The sequence below is a fragment of the Dinghuibacter silviterrae genome, from assembly GCF_004366355.1.
GTDB lineage: Bacteria > Bacteroidota > Bacteroidia > Chitinophagales > Chitinophagaceae > Dinghuibacter > Dinghuibacter silviterrae.
In genome coordinates this window covers 1,717,668-1,736,673 of the sequence record NZ_SODV01000002.1, presented here as the reverse complement: position 1 = coordinate 1,736,673, position 19,006 = coordinate 1,717,668, and the positions used below count along the sequence as shown (strand labels likewise).

The following is a 19,006-nucleotide window of genomic DNA, read 5'->3' as shown; positions in this document are numbered from 1 at the left end:
AAGGAGTAAGTAAATTTAGCCGGAAGTATTAATACTAGGTAGTTTTACGTAAAAAACTATCGCTTACACTTATGAACAAATAAGTGTTTGCTTTTATTGTAATGTACGGCCTCCCGGTTCCCCAGGAGGCCGTATGCCACTAATCACACTGCCCGTGGGATTTCGGGGATTGGGTCTTTCCGGAGAGGTCCAGGTGAATATTGGCGGCCTGGGCACCGCCCTGTTGTTTCATTTGTTGCAGGGCTGCATACAGTCCCTGTGGTGAGTTCTTAATTTTGACCTGGTAAGAAGGTGAAGCGGTGACGCCGTTCATAATCGTCGCTGGCATATATACGATCAGGGGGGGCAGATTGAGCTGTGTGCCCCCTGCGGCATTGAAGCTGCCTACGGCAAAATCAGTACAGTTGTCATTATCAAGCGAATATTGATTTTTAGAAAGGTTCAGCGCGGTTTGCCTGAATCCTGCAAACTGATCGTGGGATACATTGATCGAATAGCTGGCATTTACTTCATGTCCTCCATTGTCTTTGACGTTGGAGGGGACGGGGGCAAAAGGATTGAAAACAGAGGGGGTTTGCGCAGGATAAAACCCGAAAGCCTGTGTCAGGCTGGCGGTTCCGTTCGTCTTGGTGACCACGAGGAAGGAATGTCCTGCGGAGGTGGGATCATTATTGATCGCCGCTTCCGGCAGGGCATTGACCGGAACATCGGAACAGATGGTGATAGTATAAGTCGCGCCAATGGAGGGCACGATATTGTCGTCGTCAAAGCAGTTGAACATTTTGGATAAATCCACGACAGGCAAGCTGGCGGTATAGTCCTGGTCAACCAATATGGAAGGGATCGAGCCAGGACCGGCAGGTTGGTTCTCATTACCGGGATCACCCGGGTTCAGCTCGATGTAAATCACACCGCTGCTGACGCCCCCGCCAACACCGCCGCCGCCAACGCTGGTACCGGGTGAGCCCTGGCCGTTGGCTGCGCCTGTACCGTTGGCACTGGCGCCTGGCCCTAAAGATCCCAATAGATCGTCCACAGAGACAAAGGCGGTAAAATCGGAAACGGGGGTCGCGATATAGCCAACCACCACCACCTCGGGGAGCACCTCTGCACCAGCGGAGGCGGGCATACTGGTTGCTCCGTTCATATTATCGATGGTGACATTGCCAATCTGCACCGGGTGCAGTGCGTCGATGTAGCCTTCGGTAATGCCGGATCGCAAAAGGACCTGGTGGCCCAAAGAATATACGTCGACGGCGCCGGTATAGGTGGGACTGCCGGCCGGGGTGGATCGGGTGAAATGGAAGAGCCGCCCCTGGAGAAGGTCCCCGCCTGGTCCTGTTCTGACTAGCAGGAAATGGGCAGAGCCGGGGGGATTGTGGAGGGGGACCCGCCAGGTTGTGATGCCGTCGGGGGTGTTCGACCGGAGAATAGCCGTCGTGTCCAGGTCTGCATAGTCGGTGGCTGAAAGGCTGTCTTTCAGGTAATGCAACAAAATGCTTACGGAGGACTCGGTTTGGGGAGAAATGCTTTTCCGGCAGGAGAAAGCGAGGGGCAGGAACGCCAGTAACAGGAGTATTCGTTTCATAACGTTAAGGTTTACCCGAAAAATAAACCACGTTATGGGTAAAAAACGGTGATCATCGTCACACCTCTACCGGAGTTGTTTTCGGCGGCGGGTAATGGTCTCCCGCGCAAGACCCAACATAGAAGCAATATAGCGTTGTGGGATAATTTTGTAGAGCGAGGGCCAATGCTCTTTAAAATGGCTATGGCGGTCCGCAGCATTCATGCTCAGTAAGCCATGTATCCGTTGGTAAGCTTCACAATAATAAAATTCCATCAATTTGACCCGAATCTTATAAAATTCCGGATAAAGCTCGCATGCGTGTTCCAGGTCGCTTTCGCTGATGGCATATAGGACTGAGCCGCGTAACGCCTGGATATAATATTCATTGGGAAGTTTGCCGTAGTAGCTTAGTACGGCGGTAGCTATATCGTTTTCCATTTTCATCCAGGCCGTGACCTCGTTTCCGTTCTTTATAAAATAACATCGAAGGAACCCATCCACTATATAATACACATGATGACAGGGCATTCCGGCTGTGAGGAGCAGCTCTCCTTTTTCAAGCTCAATCCGTACTACTTTTTCAGTCAGGAGGAGCTTTAGTCCGGGTGACATGGGGTGCACCTTTTCCAAAGATGCAAACAAGGATATAAGCAAGGTATCCATGATCGTGTAGATTAGCTACGTAAACAGACGACCACAAGTTTATGAAATTCGTGGCTAGGGGTAAAGAAAACTCCCGGATTCATAAGAAATTTTCCAAGATCAAAATTGTTGGCGCGAATGTCGGGAAAGAAAAAAGGCATCCTGTGGATGCCTTTTCTGACGGTGTTCAGGGTGTCTATACTCTGGGTTTGGGTTGGTTTTTCGTCCCTGGTTTGGGTTTCGGCCCTTCTAACACCTTTTTTGTCCTTTCAGCATCTCCGGCATTCATGCTCTGGTTGATGCCTTGTTGTTTGTCATTGAATTGCTTAATATTCTGATCGGGAAGCTGATCCAATTCAAACCTGATCTTATCGCCCATAGAATAGGTTCTGCTGATCTTGTTGTCGGGCGTATAGACAAGCAATTCTCCTTTGTCCGGCCGCATGTCTACCTGTACGGTATGTATATTGCCCTCTAGCCGGGCCTTTGCTGAAACGGTATCGCCTTTGAAAAGGCTCTTCAACATATCTTTTAGGTCTGCTTCCGTAGGATCAACAAAGGAAACCTTGTTCAATAGCTTGAATAAGGGGTAGTCATCTTCTTTTACATTGATCCGCTTGTAATTTCCGGAAGCAACCTTTTCGTCAAAATTGAGCCGGGTAAAGTTCCGCTTTTCTTCGCCACGATCTTTTTCAATGGCAAACACCCATTTTCCTGACAGGAGATTGCGTGTCTGATCAACATGAAAACCCTTTTGGTCGTAGATGTGAATGAACTGTGTACGGGCTTCTTCCATCGTATCGGATTTTAATGTTGCTTGGTACCCTTTGGGAAAGTACCGTTCTGTGTTCTGCTCCCCCTGATCGGCTCTGCCTTCTATGCGCATAACTTCATGGGTGGCGGCGTCGTAATGCCGGTTGCCACCTGCTATGATGGTGGGCAAGCCTTTTTCCATGCCTGCGCTTAACAGATCCCTTACCTGGGGCGGGAAGCCAACATTGGTAAATGCACGGGTAACATAATCCAGATTGTCTTGCGTCATAATGAAAGTTTAAAATGGTTTAGAAACTAATTGCCTGGGTGTCGTGGTTGGGGTCCTGTTTCGCAGGAGCTGGCAGTTGAGCATTGATCCTGCTTAACTCTGACTCGATCAGCGATTCTATGTCTTGCTTGATCTGCATATAATTCTGTTGAATGACCTCTGGTGTCACATTACGGATTACGGGCAGCTCTTCATAGGCGGCCTCTTCCCGGTTGATAGCAGCTATGTCTGCCTGTATCTCGCAATGGAAGGCCTTCAGCTTGATCTTTTGTAAAGGATCATCCGCTACGGCCCCGACGAACTCCCCACTACTGAGACTGGCGATCCGGGATGGCGGGATCGCGGCTTCCAGTTGGGTGGACTTGCTGACCGATGTGTCGCTGCTGTTGATGGATATGGATTCCCGTTCCTGCATGATGCGGCCGATACGATCGGAAATCTGCCTGGCGCTATCGCCCAGGACCTGGCCGGAGGCGATGTTGCCGCAGACATTGATAATGACATCCGCCTGCTCTTTGCCGTAGTCCTTCCTGAGTTGCGAGAAGTCCTGTATAGCCAGGGTCGTAGCCACTTTGTTACTGCGCGCTGTTGCAATGAGGCTGTCGATATTGTTGACGAAGATGGTCGGGAACTCGTCAAAGATCAGGGTCGACTTCAAGCGGCCTTTCCGGTTCACCATCTTCAACATCCTTTCGGTACAAAGAGACAGGACCGCGCCGTAGATCTGTGCTTTAGCCGGATTGTTGCCAACACAGACCAGTTTCGGCGCTTGGGGGTCATTGATGTCTAAGGTGAAATCATTCCCGGAAAGGATGTAATACAGCGAAGGTGAAGCCAGGCGTGCCATCCCAATCTTGGCGCTGGCGATCTGTCCTTCGAGTTGTTCGTTTGCTCCATTGAGCCACGCTGATAAAAACGGGTTGAGCAAAATGGTCGTGCTCCCGCTTTCTTCGAGGCTGAGCACAGGGAAGAGCTTTTTGTATTCGACGGAGCAAAGTTCTATGGCATGGGGTAAGGTGCAAAAGATGCCATTTTTGTATTTTTTGAGGTACCAGAAGATGGCCGTGAGAAAAACGATGGGTGACTCGACAAAAAAATCCCCGGTTTTGCGGATCCACTCCCGGTTGAGCGCCATCAGGATCGTCCGGCTGGAATCGGCCGCATCGGTTATATCCATCATGGTTTCGGGGGACAGGATATTGCACCGGTGTGACCGGCCGAGGTCGTCGAAGTTCAGGAAATAGAATTTCGGGGGTACAGGATACTTGTCCCGGTTTTTCAGGGCGACGTTGTAGGCGATGCGTGTTAGATCGGGGAACTTGAAGTCGTAAATATAGGCCGTGAAGCCAAGTTGGATTTGTTGCGCGATCAACGGACGTACTAAGAATAATGTCTTGCCGCGATGGGGACCCGGGGGTCCCGGCTATCAGGAGCCCCCGGTACATATTGATAAAGTTGATCCAGGATTTGCGTATTTGCCCTTTTAGGCGGTATTGGGCAGGGATATTCACGGAACCATCATTGGAGAGAAAGCGTTCTTCCTGCGGAAAGGTTTCGTTCTCCTCGTTAAAGACGTCCTTACCCATTTTCAGGAATAGTAGCCGGGTCAGCCGAGCGCCCCCGGACATGAGGGAAAAATAGCCGATACCCGTCACGGTGATATACAGCTCTGCCAGGGTGGCTTCCTCCATTTTTATCAAAAGCAGGAGGGAGGATAGAAAAAAGAGCAGCAGCCCGATCACGATAAAGTACAACTGGGGTGCCAGGGTGAGCTTTTCGCTTTTCTTGCCTTTCTCACCCACCAGGGACAGGGTCAACAGGACCAGGGCGGCGATCTTAGGGGGATTGATCCCTCCCAGGAAAAACACGCCTTCCGATAAATTGAAAATGATGCGATCCACGACGCCCACGGTAAGGCCCCAAGCCTTCACGGCCGGGTAACAGGTGGCATATAGGTGAATCAAAAGGATCATGATGCTCCCCAGTCGGATCAGGTCAAGGCCTTTCCGAAGGGCTTGCACGTTTTCGCCGCTTTGCATAGCTTTTTGTATTAATGAATGGAGGTATTGGTTCTCAAAGGGGCGGGCGTTTTCGTTTCTTTTTCTTCCTGACCGGGAGCGGACCACCATAGCTGGTTGCATCGGTGGGTGATGCAAACATGGACTTTACGAGACTAACGGCAAACCCAGCGGTGGCCTTCGATACCGGACGTTGCCTATACCAGCGGGCTGTCTGCTGTCTAAGCTCCTGGTTGGTGGGGCTTTCACGGAGGATCAATTGGGCAAGGGCCTGGTGCTGTTCTATTGACAGATTCAGATCCGCTGCTGCATAGACCGTTTTCCGGCGGTGATCGACGATATAGATCTGTGGCTCTCCCTCTCGCTCTGGTTGTCTGAAGGATAGTTCGAGGCCGGAATTGTCCAGCCGGGAAAGCAATTCTTCCGGTGTACGACCATGGACTATGGCCTTCTCCAGGGCATTCTGGGTGATAAAGGCCAGTAGCTGTTTTTTGACCTGGTTATGTTCATACTTCTTTTCCAGGTTGTGCAGTGTCGGTCTACCATAAACCTTGCTGGCCTTGATGGTGACACCGATTTTGTTGCCGGCTTCATCAACCCGGCTAAAGATCAATCCCTTGTTTCTGGCCTGGAGACTCCCCTCGGCACCGGGATCAGCGGTGACTCCAAATTGGTGCAGGATAGCATTCAGCTCGTCCAGGTTCGTAAAGCGATACTGGGAGGTAACATGCGCGGCTATCCAGGAAAGTTTCTTTGTCGGCTGGTATTCGTTCAGGGTATTGTTTCGTCCTGCAGCACGGATCAAGCCATACTCCTCCTCGATAGCCTTCCGGGCGGGATCGGATGCTTCCCTGCCCAAATTGTGCAGGTTAATTGCTGTACCGTTGGGACGGATGGAAGTGGTCACGATATGGATATGCCGGTTTCCGGTGTCGTCGTGCTGGTATACCAGGAAAGGCTGTCCGCCGAAGCCGATCCTGTCCATATAATCCATGGCGATTCGTTGCAATGTGAATGTGTCCAGTTTTTCCTCAGGCGGGAAGGCCAGCACCAGGTGTACGGCGTTGGTATTGACCTTTTCGTTCCGTTGGATCAGGTGCTCGAACCGGCGCAGTTTTTCGGTAAACCCCAACTTGTCGACGTCACAGGAGAAACCGCTGGCCAGGATCAGCTTGGCATCTCCCTGCTGGATCTTATGCTCGTTATAGCTCAACGCCTTGCCGATCGACTTGCCAGTTCTTATGCGGACAACCATTTTTTCGCCAGTTTTTCTATGATCACCAACAAGGTGTTCACTTTTGCGTCAATGGCCTGGTACTCTTCAAAAGCGATCTTCGCATACAGCGCCTTTTTCGTGGTTTCGGGGTAGGTGTTGAACTTGTGCGTAATCTGGTTGATGTTCACACCAATGGCCTTTAACTCAGTACGCAGCAATGCCAGCTCTTCCATGAGATTGTCCAATGTTTGGTCATGGGTAAACACTTTGACCCGCCTGTCATGAAGGATGTCCCGGAGAAGAGCGCTCATGTCCTTTTGGGGATTGGTGTCCAGGATGGCACGGAGTTCGGCATATTTCCGATCGTTCACGCGAGTATAGAGCCGATGTTTGAGTTCCTTGTCCTCGGGCGTCTTTTTCCGTCCCATGTCACTCCATATTATATAGGGTGCCTCCTTCTTAAAATAAATGCTGACAACTATACATCTTGCTGGGGGCCATAAGGACGCCCCCTCGACTCGAATACGGTCAAGCGTCAGCATAAATCCCATCACCAGTCTAGGCAAACTATTTCTTTCTACGCTGTCGGTCCTCCTCAATCCGCGCTCTTCTTCTCTGCCGCTTTCTGACCTTTCGCTCATTTTTCAGCGGGTCACTGTCTGCATGATTCCTGGCTTCACAACCCACACATAAATACAATTTGGCCGGTGCGGATTTTATCGATCGTTGATATGGTACCGGATAGGATGCCCATTCCCAGGGATGGCCGTTTGCAATGGCGATCTTGTGCAACCGCCTGATCTCGTCGGCGGCTTCAGGAAAATGCAGGTTGATCTCATACCATTCTTCTTTCCCGGCAAAGGCGCCGCATAAACATTCACCGGAAATACAAATAGCATCTTTGACGCTATTCCTCGGCAGTCCATGGGAAATGATATATTGCTCTATATCTTCGGCAGACCAGAAAAATATGGGGCTGCACCAAATTCTACTGCCTTCTTTGGTAATTTGCTCCCGGTAGCCCATCCTGATCTTGCTTTCACTTCCACGAATACCAGTCAGAAGTAGCACATTTTCCCGGGCGTAGGTAGAGGATTTACAGACATGGGTCACGAAATTTCGAAGAGGACGCTCTTTCAACATCCTGTACATATATTTATGGCTTGCCGGTCCCGGGAATCCATATTTCCGAACCAGGTCCTCATACCTATTGCCTGGTTCGGGTGTGCGCTCCGTCAATTTCCAGGAATATTGCCGGCAAACGTCCCGAACAAACTCCCTGGTTTGCCCGATGCCGATACTGGTGTTTCCATGATAGACAGAAAAATCCAAACCTTTCGCCGTAAGATAATTTGCGCAATAGTGAGTACTACAGAGGGAGTCATGGCCACCGGAGAACAGGAGCAGGATCTGCACGGGTTTGTATATGCTCAGTGCTTGGTCAATGATCGTGTTCATGGTGGTGCTTTGAGGATGATGACTAGTAAATGCCATTATGCCTTAATTCTTATATATTGGCTATAGCGCCCCTCTCATTACTTGGGCCGATGTTTCCGCTGCGAGGCTGGTCCAGCCCTGGAATCTTCCCCAAACTTAAACAGTTCCTTTACGCGATCGAATACCTGGGGCTTTATAGCAAGGCTCTCCATCAACATCGAGGCCATCTGCTGCTGGTTGGGAAGTGGTGCAGCCTGTCTCGAAAACGCCAGTTCATGCGGTACGTCTGAATTTTTGATAAACGACCCGTCTGCCAGCGATGCCTTGATCAGAGATATATAGGGATCACGACCCTGCCGGGGAGAGACGACGACAAATTCGTAGTTGATATGGGTAGATGTCTTTTGCCCGGGTGTGAATGTTTCTCCGCTGGTGGAGAAGTACGTCAGGTTACCATGTCGCTTCATATGGTCCAGCATTGTACCGAAGTCGTGAAAGCCCAGATCGTTAAATGCCTGCCGGATAGGCTTATTGAAACGAAGTTCCTCATCGATATATCTACGCTCTACTATTTGAAGCAATTCGCGTTCAATTGCGTCTCTAGTAGGAATATCTCCCTCTGCCGCAAAATATTCCTTGCGGATGACCTCAATGCCTTTTGAACTTTCACTATTTGGCACTTTGAGCGAGGTCCTGATCTGATCCAGTTGATAGGGTCCATTATCATCCTTGGTGAACAAGTAAACATGCAGCAGATCATTTTCATTTTTCGTGGCATCATATAGCGCAATGCCGTCTTTTCCAAATGAATCCACCTCCATAAATACAAACATGGCAGTGCCACGGATCGCATCAGTGAGTGTGTGCCCTTTCAGATCTAGCTGTTCCGAAATTTGTTTCTGTTCTTCTTTTGTCAGTTGGTCCCACATATTTTGATCTTTTTGGGTGTGTGTCGAGCATCAGGACGGTGTTATAGCCGCCTTCCTTTTGTTGGTTTAACCTGCTGTTGCTCGTTTAGCAACTTTTCCGGGAAAGTGTAAAGGGTACGAGTCCCGTCCTCACTGTTGGTTTTCAGGATGGCGCCCTCGAAAAGGGTATAGTGGTATTGGCCTTTGGAAGTCAGTACGGCAACCGACGCCCCCCAATCATCCATATAGGCACCGGGATGGACGAATTGGCAAAAGGCCATCAAAACACCAGAGGGATCGCCCGATGCACGTCTCAGCTCAGCCAGTTCTTTAAACATCGGGGTCTTACCTGTCAGTTTGATTCGTAAAAGATCCGTGGTCGTCATAATGAATGCCATTTCGTTCTAAACCATGCAAGGATGGGGTACGGTTCTCTTTTCCCTGGTCAAGCCGCTCAGGCCTTTTGCCCGCCGTCCAGGACCTTCCGGGGGGCAGGAGGCTTTTGTTGCATCGGGAGCTGCATCATCTTGTTGGGTTGTAACAGGCTTACCTGCACACCAGTCACGACCGTTGATGTGTCTGTCAGGAGTCTCGGAAAAAGGATGCTCAGGCAATCGACCTGGGGTGGGTCCAATTTGGTGCTATTGCCATTCGTGGCATCCACCAGGGTCCAGTTGTTCGCTACTTTGATAACATAATACATGGTAAACTGCTATTGAACTTGTATAATAAATGCCTGGTCAACGACCTTGTCGCTGAAAGCGCCACGGCATTTCCACCAGGAGGGCGTCGATCCAGCGTCGCGCGATGCTTTTCCAGCTTTTGAAGAAATTGCCCCTTTTGCTGGTCCATAACCGTTTTTCATAAAACAGGAAGAATGTTTCCGCTTCACGCTCGGGCATACCTTTCTGGTTGAAATACACTTTCACGTCCTGGATGGTCGGCGGCATAGAATTGGTATAAAGCATCGGTTTGCTGTCCATAGGCTATTTCCTTTTTTTGGTGTTGTCGTTGATGTATTGACCTGACCGGTTGCGGCCAGCGGTTTTTCGTCGCTCCAGCTCGCGGTTGATGTCGTCGGGGTCGTAAAAAAAAATTGCTCCCCAGCTTACTGTATGGAATAGTCCCGTTGTCCCGCAGCGCCTGAAGCGTCGCCGGGCAAACGCCCAAAAGTTGCCTGACCTCTTTGGTCTTGAGCCATTTTTTGGGTGGAGGATGGGGCTGTTCATGGACGATCACGCGGATCTCCCTGAGCATATCGGTCTTGAAGGTTTGGAGATCATCCACCGTGACGATCTGGTCAAGGGTGGGTTTGGGACGCGGTGGATGATACTCCTTACTGTTCATGCCTATGCTTTCGACAAATGTCGCATGGCAGAAAGGCGATTTCTCACAGTTTCGAAAGACGGGGAAAGATTTCCAGGAGCAAACCGCAAAGCGGTTGCCCGTAAGTTTTGACGGCTGAAAGAGGAATAAAGAATCAGCCTACGATGAACCGTGGGTCCATTTTTAATGCCTGGGGGGCAGGCAGGTCGATCTGTTGTTCGTGGCTTCTTTCATCCAGGTAGCAAATACAAAAGGAAAGTTGATTGGCACCGGGCATTAAGGGGATCATTCCGGGGTGATGCATAACAATGCCGTGCCCCTGGGTATAGGCACGCCATCTAAATTCATCTGTATGGGTTGCTGGAATATTGTAGCTGGACTTCCAGGCATTTTGTCCGCTATCGTGCAGGTTGAGGTTATAGATTTCGCCGTTGATATTAGCAACGATGCGGAGGTTGCGCATCGACCTGGCAACCGGATCGTCATTTTGTATGGTAGCCTGACAGTGAACTTCGTATATTTTTATTTGCCCTCCTTCCCGGAGATGGCTGCCGCGTCCATCATAGTGTGAATAAGAATAGCTGCAACGGGCATCATGAAACAGCAATTTTTTTCTGCCTTTTATTTTATCCCATAACCAACCCGTAGCCTTGTTGGCAATTGCGTTCTCAACCGGTGTTAAAGAAAGTAGCATAGGTGTAATTTTATTGATGTGGTTTAAATTGGCTGAATAAGGATATAGGTAGAGGCGGCTTTGAAATGGCTGCTTTAAAGCGCTCTTAGCATGGTAAATAGCAGATACAATGTAAGAAAAGTTGGTGGGACCTTAAAAAAGCGGGCTTTTGTAGTATTTCCCAGGCCAAAGGCATTCGGCATATTTTTGCGCCCTTCTACCCCGTTAACACGGCGGGCGACGCCAAGAATATTCCAAGATAATCCTACAACTAATAACTTCTTCCTGGTCATGATAATTAACAGAAAAAAATTTGAAATACTGCAATTTAACGAACATTTGTGCCGGGCAAATACCTGGTTACAGATTGCTTTTTGTAGCTGCTTTTGTTACCTTTCTTCTAAAAATATGTAACATAATCTAAGAATAAAAGAAAGAGCCATGTGTAGGAAAAATCGCCTTCTGCGTAATAAAATGTGGGAATCTAATCCTTACTGCGAAAATTGTGGGGTGCTCACCATATTACCCAAAGATGTCCCAGGGGAAATAAACCCCAATAATGGCCACAAGAACATAAAAAGTAGCACCGGACAATATGGCCACTGTTCACAACAAGTATTCACGTCTGCATGAGGAACGGCAAAACCCGTCCGACTACGAAAGACGGAAGTTCCTATGGTGCTATAAATGTACCCAGGAAGAAAGCGACATAGTTCAAAGTAATGTATCTATTGAATTATTGCATATTCTCTCCGGAAGGGGGACCGCTTTGGAAAAGTAAAGAGCGCATGTAAAGAACGCGCTCCTTTTATCTATCTCAAACGGCATACAGCCGAATGATCTTTGCGGGTTCTTCCTTGCTGGTGGTCGATATGCTGGACCTGAAAGTACCATCTGCATTGAACAGCTTTTCTTCCACCATCTGCATACCCTCGCTGATAGCGTTCTTATTGCCTTTTAGATAAATCATCAGCGTTTTGATAGATTTAATGCCCATGATCTTCATCAGGGTTTTCAGTGATGTGATGCCATTGTTAAAGGCAACCTCGTTGACAAAGTAATACCGAGAGGTGTGCCCATCTAACTTGATGTTCCAGCCCATTTGTTTTTCCATTCTTTTAAGCTCCCGGTTATATACGATATTGCTAGGGATCGGCAGGCAGCTACCGCGCTTTACGCAAAGGGGATGGTCTTTGTACTTTTCAATGAGATCACGGACGACCGGCAGCAGTGGCAGTGTTTCTTCTACCCCGGTCTTTCGGCGATTTTTCCCGCTCCACCGCTTACCGTCTATCCCGTCGACGATCTCGTCCGGCTTGAAGGAATACAATTCTGCATAAGCATAGCCGGTATAGCAACCGGCAATGTAGCAATCCCTTACCCTGTTCTGGAGATCATTTTTAAATACATGGGTCCTGAAATCTTCCAGCATCGTAGGGGTCGGCCATTTCCTATCGGTTTCATCATAGTGGCACTGGAACGCATCAAATACGTTGGCGGAAACCCATCCCTGGGAGGTTGCCCGGGTAAGTACTTCCTTTAAATTTTGGACATACTTCATCGAAGAATTATCATTCATGTCGTATTGGGTAATGTTGTAGATGAGGAGCTGGTCGGCCATCTTAAATTGCACCTTGTCGAGGGGCATGTCAATTGTATCATGTCGGTACTTTAAAAACTCGACATATCGCCTTTTCCGCCCCCACATACGTTCCAGGGTGGTATAAGACCTGTTTTCCGAAAAGGACAAGTCAAAAAAATTCACCAGGTGTTCGTCTACTGCCAGGATCATCGTCTTTTCCCAATCGGCATCATCGAAGATTTTGTTTCCCCGCTTTTTTATCTTTTCCAGTTCTTTTTTCAGGGCTTCCTTTTCCTTCTCCAATAGCTCGGCTTTGATCGTGTGGATGGGCATAGCCTGGTCCCTGGCTTTCTCGTCTTTCTTACAAAAGATGACATAGCGCCGGACCAGGTCGTCCAGGGCTTCGCTGAAGGCCAGGTTCTCAAGTTGCTCTTCTTTGCGCTTTTCTGCCTGGATGGGGGTTTTGTAGGCTTTGAACACCAGGGCGGGGGTAGCTACCCCTTCTTTAGCCTGGATCAGATCGAAGTGCCGGTTCAGGTCGGTGGTCATGTTGCTAAGGACCTTGTTCTTGGTGTCGGCTTGAGGGTCCGCATCGGTTATTACCTGTTCTTCCTGATCCCAATGTTCGGGATGAATGAACACACTGGTAGAAATTTCATCGACCAGCCCGTCGATGGTGAGTTTTACATAAAGGGGGACCAAGCCTTTACTGTTCTCCCTTTTGAGGCTTCTGTAAAACCGGATGGAAATGCTTTGCTTAACGTACATAAAAGGTCTTTTTGAGTTTGAAAAATTGCCTTTCGCGTACGTCGATGATCAACCCGGAAGAGGGGCTTTAAGGCCGCGGGGGCCTACAATATAGTCCCCTGAATTGTCCCCTAAATCAGGGGCCGAATCAGGTAGTTTGAAATAGATTTAAATGATGGGGAAAGTTTTCAGAAATCAGCGCAAACCCGCTTCCATCATGGGTTTGCACGAAAAAACCCGCCTGAAACAGGCGGGTTATACTTTCTACTGGTGACCCGGATTGGATTCGAACCAATGACCTACAGCTTAGAAGGCTGCCGCTCTATCCAACTGAGCTACCGGACCGGGTCACCAAATGAAAAATAGACCGTGCAAAGATAATTTTTTTTAGCTTGCGGGGGAACGGAATACACCAAATATGGACGTTAAGATTGCGCCCTCCTGGAAAACTGCATTACACAAGGAATTTGAACAGCCGTATTTTGGCGAGATTGTTCGCTTTATAAAGACGGAAAAGGCGGCGGGGAAGGTGGTTTATCCGCCTGGGTCCCAGATCTTTCATGCGTTTGACGCGACGCCGTTGGACGGGTTGAAGGTGGTGATATTGGGGCAGGACCCTTATCATGGGCCGGGGCAGGCGCATGGGCTTTGTTTTAGCGTGCCGGACGGGGTGAAGCCGCCGCCGTCGTTGGTGAATATCTTTAAAGAGCTGAAGGAGGACGTGGGGATGGAGATCCCGAAGAGCGGGAACCTGGAGCGCTGGGCGGACCAGGGAGTGTTGTTGCTGAACGCGGCCCTGACGGTGCGAGCGTCGGAGCCGAACAGTCACCAGGCGATCTGGGCGCCGTTTACGGACGCGGTGATCCGGACGATTTCGGAGCAGAAGTCGGGGATCGTATTCCTGTTATGGGGTAAATTTGCACAGGACAAGCAGGTGTTGATCGACGCGAGTCGTCACCATATCCTGAGGGCGGCGCATCCGTCGCCGTTTTCGGCGGACAAGGGCTTTTTCGGGTGTAAGCATTTTTCGAAGGCGAACGCGCTGCTGGTGAAGGAAGGGCGGGAAGCGATCGATTGGAGACTGGATTAAAAATAAACCATGCGTATTAAGAATATCTTGGGGCGGATTTTTGCCGTTTGGGGGGCCATCGTTTTTGTGGGGACCATGTTGCTGATCGTGATCCCGGTGGGGTTTACCTATTGGATACCGGGGCGTAAGGGGGTGGAGCAGTTCCGGAAGTTCGGGCGGGCGTGGATCCATTCCTTCCTTTTCCTGACGGGTTGCCGGATCGTCCGCAGAGGGGCGGAAAACTTTAAAAAAGGGGAGAATTACATTGTCATCGTCAACCATAATTCGCTGATCGACATCCCGATCTCCACACCGGAGATTCCTGGCCCGAACAAGACCATTGCCAAAGTAGAGCTGTCGCGCATACCGATCTTTGGGATCATCTACAAAAGGGGGTCGGTTTTGGTGGACCGCAAAAACGCGGAAAGCCGGAGGGACAGCTACCGGGCGATGAAGGCGGTGCTGGCGGAGGGGACCCACATGTGTATCTACCCGGAAGGCACCCGGAACAAGACCGGCAAACCGTTGGCGCCTTTCCATGATGGGGCCTTTAAATTGTCGGTGGATACCGGCAAACATATTGTTCCTGCCTTACTTTTCCATACCAAAAAAGTACTTCCTCAGCACAGGCCTTTCTTTTTCTGGCCGGCCAAAATGGAAATGCATTTCCTGGAGCCGGTATCGCCGGAGGGTTTGGACGCGAAAGCGCTGAAGGATAAGCTGCATGAAATCATGGAGGCGTACTACGTGGCGCACGCATAAGAGAGCGGCCCTAATACCCAGGTATATTCGAATAGTATGACCGCGTCCGGTTGATCCTCAGATCCCGGAGGATCCCGCTTTTCGGACTGAGCGTAATGGAGAACGACCGGTAATACCCGAGGGGGGTTACGTTGATAGCCATCTGCCAGCAGTGGAGGTTCCGGGCGATGGAGGCCTGGAGGAACTGGAATGAATAGGAGTCTATACTAAATGTACCGCTGCCGATGATCTTCCAGTTGGGGGTGAGGTTGAAGTCCCCGTTGAAGTTGACGGACTGGGTGGTCCGGTTGATATACCCGACGGAATTGGAATTGAGCTGGCGGCTGATGGTCAGGGAGTAGGACAGGCTGAGGTGCCAGGGGATGTTGAAGTTGGCGAACTCGGCGGGGTTACTCCGGATATAGTTGAGCTCCCGCTGGTCGTCGGACATGGCATTGGGGTTGTTCAAATCCTTATTATTGAGCAGGGAGTCCTGGACGTTTTCCTGGCCTTTGGCTTTTTTGGACTCGAAGGTGGTGGAGGCGGATACATAGCCACTGACAAAACGGCCTACGGAAAAGTTGTGGCCGGACCAGACATACTTATTGATCTGGTTGCCGATGGCGTTGGTTTGATAGGGGCTGAGGGTGGCGCCGCCGGAAAAGTTGATTTTATTAAACAAATTGCTCCGCGCGTAAAGGGATATAGGGGCAAGCTGGAAGGAGTCGGCGACGAGGTTATAGCTGGTGGATATACCGAAGTTGTCGATGAGCTTGACCTTTTTATAGGGGTTGCTGCCGGTGGTGTCTTTCCCATTCCGGACTTTCATTTCGAGGTTGTTGTCGAGGGTGAAGTTGATCCCGCCGAAGGTCCCCTGGCTGTAGGGGGAGAAGATGCCGCCGGCGTATTTGTTGTAGGTGCCCCAGTCGGGTTGCTGGGTACCGCCGTTGGTGAAGGTATCGATTTGAACGGAATAATAGGCGCCCTTGTTGAGGTCGGGCTGGTAGCTAAAGCCGATCTGGGGGCGGATGACGTGGCGGATGGCCTTGACATAACCGTTCCCGAAATTAAAGGTCCCGTACAACGCCGTGCTGGTGCTGACGCCATAGGTCATTTGGCGCTGCTGAAAAAAGCCTTTATAGATGGTGGTGTCGAGCTTTGAATTTTTGTTGTCCCAGGTCTTGATGAGTTGGCGGGAGAACCAGGTCTCGTCGTAGCTGACGCTGGGGGCGATCTGGACGGCGTGATTGAATATGGAGGGCAGGGACAGCGTGATGGGTATGGTGTGGTGGACGCCCCATTGGAGGGTGTCCAGGACTTGTTTGAAGGAAAAGGCGGTATCGTAAAACGACATCAGCGTCTGATAGGAACCGTTATAGCCGATGCCGAGGTTTTGGTACCATTTTTTGGTGCCCACCTGGTCCTTCTTTTGGAAAGGATAGATGGTATTCATGGTAAAATTGAGGTTGGGTAGCGAGACGTTCCACAACCGCTGCTGGGTGTTTTGGTTCTGGCTGAACGCGGCGGAAAAATAAAACGGGGTACCCGTAAAGGTCCTGGTATAGGCCACGGAGGACTGGACCTGGTTTTGGTAGACCTGGCCGATATAGTTGGTCTGGTACTGGTTGTATTTACTCGTCATCAGGTTCACCGAGGAATTGAAAGTGATGCCGGGGTGGGCCTTGGTGTCCTGGGTGTGCGCCCATTGGAGGTTGAAGTTGGTGGACTGCTGGTAGTCGGGGTCGCCCTTAAAGGCGATCTTGGTATCGATCACGGAGAAATTCACGGAACCCCTGTAGTGGTAACGGACGTAATAAGAGGGATCCAGGTCGAGTTCCCAACTGCCGTAGGAATAGATGTTCCCCTTGATGAGGAAGTCCATATTCTGGCTGATCACCTTGTAATAGCCCAGCCCGGTGAGCCCCAACCCCTGTTGGTCGTTGACGGTAAACGCCGGCGGCAGCAGACCGCTGTGCTGGCCGTCAACCAGGGGGAAGATGCCGTAGGGGATGCCTATGGGAAAAGGGATCCCTTCGAATTCGGGACGGGTATAGCCGGTGATGGCGAATTTCCCGGAGATATACTTGATGCGTTTGGCGCGGAAAGCGAAGTGGGGCGTGTCGAGGTCGCAGGTGGTAAACCGGGCGTTGTAGGCGTAAAAGGTGTTGTTGTCGATCTTTTTTGACCGCTGGCTGTGGATAAACATCTCCCCTTCCTGCCCGTCGGCATTAAAGCTAAGTCCCTTTTTCGATTTCATGTTGTACTTCATGGAATCGGACACTACGAGGTCCTGTTTCTGGGTAAACTCGGGGCGCTGGAGGAGCAGGCCGTTGGAGTCGACCCCGGGCGCGGGCAACGCGGTGAGGACCTGGGAGGTCTGGTCCATGACGATGATGCCGGATTTGAGCTTGAGGTCCTTGTAATCGGTTGTCGCCTGATCGTAGAGCAGGACGCGTTTGTGGGGAATGTCCAGGACCATGGAGTCTTCGGCCGCGTAGCTGATGGGGGCGTCGAGGGAATCTTTGGCCAGGGGGATCGCCAGGGAGTCGAGGACCAGGCGGTGGGTCGAGTCGCCGGAAGCACGGCTCGTCGTGTCACCCGGGGTGCGGTGCGTGGTGTCCGCGGCCCGGCCGGTGGTGTCGCCCTGCGCACGGCTCGTCGTGTCACCCGGGGCGCGGTGCGTGGTGTCGCCAAGTCCGCGGGCATGGGCCGTGTCGGCGGCCGCTGGCCGGACCGTAGCTCCGGGCCGCGTGGTGTCATCCCCGGCTGTGCGCAGCGGGTTGCTGACGGTACCCGTGACCGTGACCCGCCCCTGGACGGGGCCGGCATACCACGCCCTTTTCGAAAAGGGCCGCGGATGGGCGACGGCAAACAGGGATACGCATACAATGCCCGTCAAAAGATATTTATAGCTAAATTTGCGATGACTCCTCATACAGCACCGGGGCAAAAATAGCAAATGGGTATTATATTGCTCAGTAAAGGAGGGGGTTTATGAAAAATATAACTAAGGGTATGAAGCGACAATCCATAGGCATTCTGACTGGCTGTGTCCTGCTCCTGTTCGTGACTGTATGTTCGTTTTACCGTGGCCCCGTGAAAAAGGGTCCGTTCCAACTACACAAAGGGATCAATACCATCATCGTTGACGCAGGCCACGGGGGGCGCGACAATGGGGCATCCGGCTCCTATTCCAAGGAAAAGGACCTGACCCTGCAGATCGCCATGAAATTGGGGAGAACCTTGCACGAAACCCTGCCGGGCGTACGCATCGTGATGACCCGCACGACGGACGTTTACCAGCCCGTAGGAGAAAAAGCACAGATCGCCAATGATAACCATGGGGACCTTTTTCTTTGCATCCACTGCGACTATATGGACCTGGTCAAGCGGCGCTTCGAAGGATACCGCAGAGTCGCGTACTATACGGGCAAGGGCAGCGCCCGCAAACGCCACATACGCAAGATCCCCATCTATCACAAATACTTTGTCGCAGACCCGGAGCCTGTCGGTACGGCTACCTTTATCTTCACGGCCAGGAAGGCAGAAGACAAAGTAAAAGCGGCGCTGGAAGGCCTGGCCGACAGGGATACCACCACCGCCGAGGGCGAAATGGAGTCGGATTCCACGGACTCGGAAAACACCCTGCCCGACTCGCCGGAAGCCACGATAGAAGCCATGCTTTGGTCCAAGAGCTATTTCCAGAAAAGCTATAAACTGGCGGGCATGATCGAGGACGAGTTTGGGGACCGGAGCCTGGGTGTAAAGCAACGCTATACGGGTATCCGGGTCCTTGAATCCACGAACATGCCGAGCGTCCTGGTGGAAACGGGTTTCCTTTCCAATAAAGGGGACGAGGATTTCCTGAACAGCGACAGCGGCCAGCAGGAGATCGCCGACGCGATTACCCGGGCGGTGGTCAAATACAAGGCACAGGCGGAAGGCAAGACGGTGGCGGAAATCACCGATTCTACGCGGCGGAAATGAAAATAACGCCTTACTTTTGGCGTTGGGGCGTCTTCGGCGCCCCGCAAC

General features: G+C 51.0%; 18 protein-coding genes, 1 tRNA gene and 1 pseudogene. 3 read left to right on the top strand and 17 right to left on the bottom strand.

The window, feature by feature from the left end:
• Positions 1–139 precede the first annotated feature (139 nt).
• The 16 genes and pseudogenes from EDB95_RS24270 to EDB95_RS24205 all read right to left on the bottom strand — a co-directional run bounded on the left by EDB95_RS24270 (position 140) and on the right by EDB95_RS24205 (position 13,506).
• A complete protein-coding gene (locus tag EDB95_RS24270; protein ID WP_133998642.1) occupies positions 140–1,588 on the bottom strand; it encodes a hypothetical protein in 1,449 nt (482 codons plus the stop codon).
• Positions 1,589–1,654: 66 nt separating this feature from the next.
• Positions 1,655–2,233 carry a Crp/Fnr family transcriptional regulator gene (locus tag EDB95_RS24265; protein ID WP_133998639.1) on the bottom strand — a complete coding sequence of 193 codons (579 nt, stop codon included), beginning with the start codon at positions 2,231–2,233 and terminating at the stop codon, positions 1,655–1,657.
• A gap of 175 nt (positions 2,234–2,408) precedes the next feature.
• On the bottom strand, positions 2,409–3,254 hold the full coding sequence (locus EDB95_RS24260) for a hypothetical protein (protein ID WP_133998636.1): 846 nt from the start codon (positions 3,252–3,254) through the stop codon (positions 2,409–2,411).
• 19 nt (positions 3,255–3,273) lie between these two features.
• On the bottom strand, positions 3,274–4,626 hold the full coding sequence (locus EDB95_RS24255; protein ID WP_246073778.1) for a TraM recognition domain-containing protein: 1,353 nt from the start codon (positions 4,624–4,626) through the stop codon (positions 3,274–3,276).
• A gap of 283 nt (positions 4,627–4,909) precedes the next feature.
• A pseudogene (locus EDB95_RS27825) lies at positions 4,910–5,227 on the bottom strand (YWFCY domain-containing protein); the annotation flags it as partial.
• Positions 5,228–5,327: 100 nt separating this feature from the next.
• On the bottom strand, positions 5,328–6,527 hold the full coding sequence (locus EDB95_RS24250) for a relaxase/mobilization nuclease domain-containing protein (protein WP_133998633.1): 1,200 nt from the start codon (positions 6,525–6,527) through the stop codon (positions 5,328–5,330).
• Positions 6,512–6,916 (bottom strand): plasmid mobilization protein, encoded by a 405-nt coding sequence (locus tag EDB95_RS24245; RefSeq protein ID WP_162852769.1) that lies wholly within the window; start codon positions 6,914–6,916, stop codon positions 6,512–6,514. Before EDB95_RS24245 ends, EDB95_RS24250 begins: the two co-directional genes overlap by 16 nt.
• Positions 6,917–7,055: 139 nt before the next feature.
• Positions 7,056–7,946 carry a phosphoadenosine phosphosulfate reductase domain-containing protein gene (locus EDB95_RS24240; RefSeq protein ID WP_162852768.1) on the bottom strand — a complete coding sequence of 297 codons (891 nt, stop codon included), beginning with the start codon at positions 7,944–7,946 and terminating at the stop codon, positions 7,056–7,058.
• Between the two features lie 77 nt (positions 7,947–8,023).
• Positions 8,024–8,854 carry a hypothetical protein gene (locus tag EDB95_RS24235; RefSeq protein ID WP_133998624.1) on the bottom strand — a complete coding sequence of 277 codons (831 nt, stop codon included), beginning with the start codon at positions 8,852–8,854 and terminating at the stop codon, positions 8,024–8,026.
• Positions 8,855–8,895: 41 nt separating this feature from the next.
• Positions 8,896–9,219 carry a hypothetical protein gene (locus EDB95_RS24230; RefSeq protein ID WP_133998621.1) on the bottom strand — a complete coding sequence of 108 codons (324 nt, stop codon included), beginning with the start codon at positions 9,217–9,219 and terminating at the stop codon, positions 8,896–8,898.
• Between the two features lie 68 nt (positions 9,220–9,287).
• Entirely contained in the window at positions 9,288–9,536 is a 249-nt protein-coding gene (locus EDB95_RS24225) for a hypothetical protein (RefSeq protein WP_133998618.1), read from the bottom strand.
• 37 nt (positions 9,537–9,573) lie between these two features.
• Positions 9,574–9,783, bottom strand: a complete 210-nt coding sequence (locus EDB95_RS27405; protein ID WP_162852653.1) for a hypothetical protein — start codon at positions 9,781–9,783, stop codon at positions 9,574–9,576.
• Entirely contained in the window at positions 9,722–10,090 is a 369-nt protein-coding gene (locus tag EDB95_RS28050) for a helix-turn-helix domain-containing protein (protein WP_394346397.1), read from the bottom strand. The genes EDB95_RS27405 and EDB95_RS28050 overlap by 62 nt, the downstream gene beginning before the upstream one ends.
• A 223-nt stretch (positions 10,091–10,313) precedes the next feature.
• Positions 10,314–10,853, bottom strand: a complete 540-nt coding sequence (locus EDB95_RS24215) for a hypothetical protein (protein WP_133998613.1) — start codon at positions 10,851–10,853, stop codon at positions 10,314–10,316.
• Positions 10,854–11,649: 796 nt separating this feature from the next.
• Positions 11,650–13,182, bottom strand: a complete 1,533-nt coding sequence (locus tag EDB95_RS24210; protein WP_133998610.1) for a phage integrase SAM-like domain-containing protein — start codon at positions 13,180–13,182, stop codon at positions 11,650–11,652.
• 247 nt (positions 13,183–13,429) lie between these two features.
• Positions 13,430–13,506, bottom strand: a tRNA-Arg gene (locus EDB95_RS24205).
• Positions 13,507–13,579: 73 nt separating this feature from the next.
• Between EDB95_RS24205 and ung the strand changes: the two genes are divergently transcribed.
• Positions 13,580–14,251 carry a uracil-DNA glycosylase gene (gene ung, locus EDB95_RS24200; RefSeq protein ID WP_133998607.1) on the top strand — a complete coding sequence of 224 codons (672 nt, stop codon included), beginning with the start codon at positions 13,580–13,582 and terminating at the stop codon, positions 14,249–14,251.
• Between the two features lie 9 nt (positions 14,252–14,260).
• Positions 14,261–14,992 (top strand): lysophospholipid acyltransferase family protein, encoded by a 732-nt coding sequence (locus tag EDB95_RS24195; protein WP_133998604.1) that lies wholly within the window; start codon positions 14,261–14,263, stop codon positions 14,990–14,992.
• A gap of 10 nt (positions 14,993–15,002) precedes the next feature.
• Here the strand turns inward: EDB95_RS24195 and EDB95_RS24190 are convergent, their stop codons facing one another.
• A complete protein-coding gene (locus EDB95_RS24190) occupies positions 15,003–17,870 on the bottom strand; it encodes a putative LPS assembly protein LptD (protein ID WP_133998601.1) in 2,868 nt (955 codons plus the stop codon).
• Between the two features lie 116 nt (positions 17,871–17,986).
• Here EDB95_RS24190 and EDB95_RS24185 point away from each other — a divergent pair, with 116 nt between their 5' ends.
• Positions 17,987–18,958: an N-acetylmuramoyl-L-alanine amidase family protein gene (locus EDB95_RS24185; RefSeq protein ID WP_162852767.1), complete on the top strand. Its 972-nt coding sequence runs from the start codon at positions 17,987–17,989 to the stop codon at positions 18,956–18,958.
• Positions 18,959–19,006 lie beyond the last annotated feature (48 nt).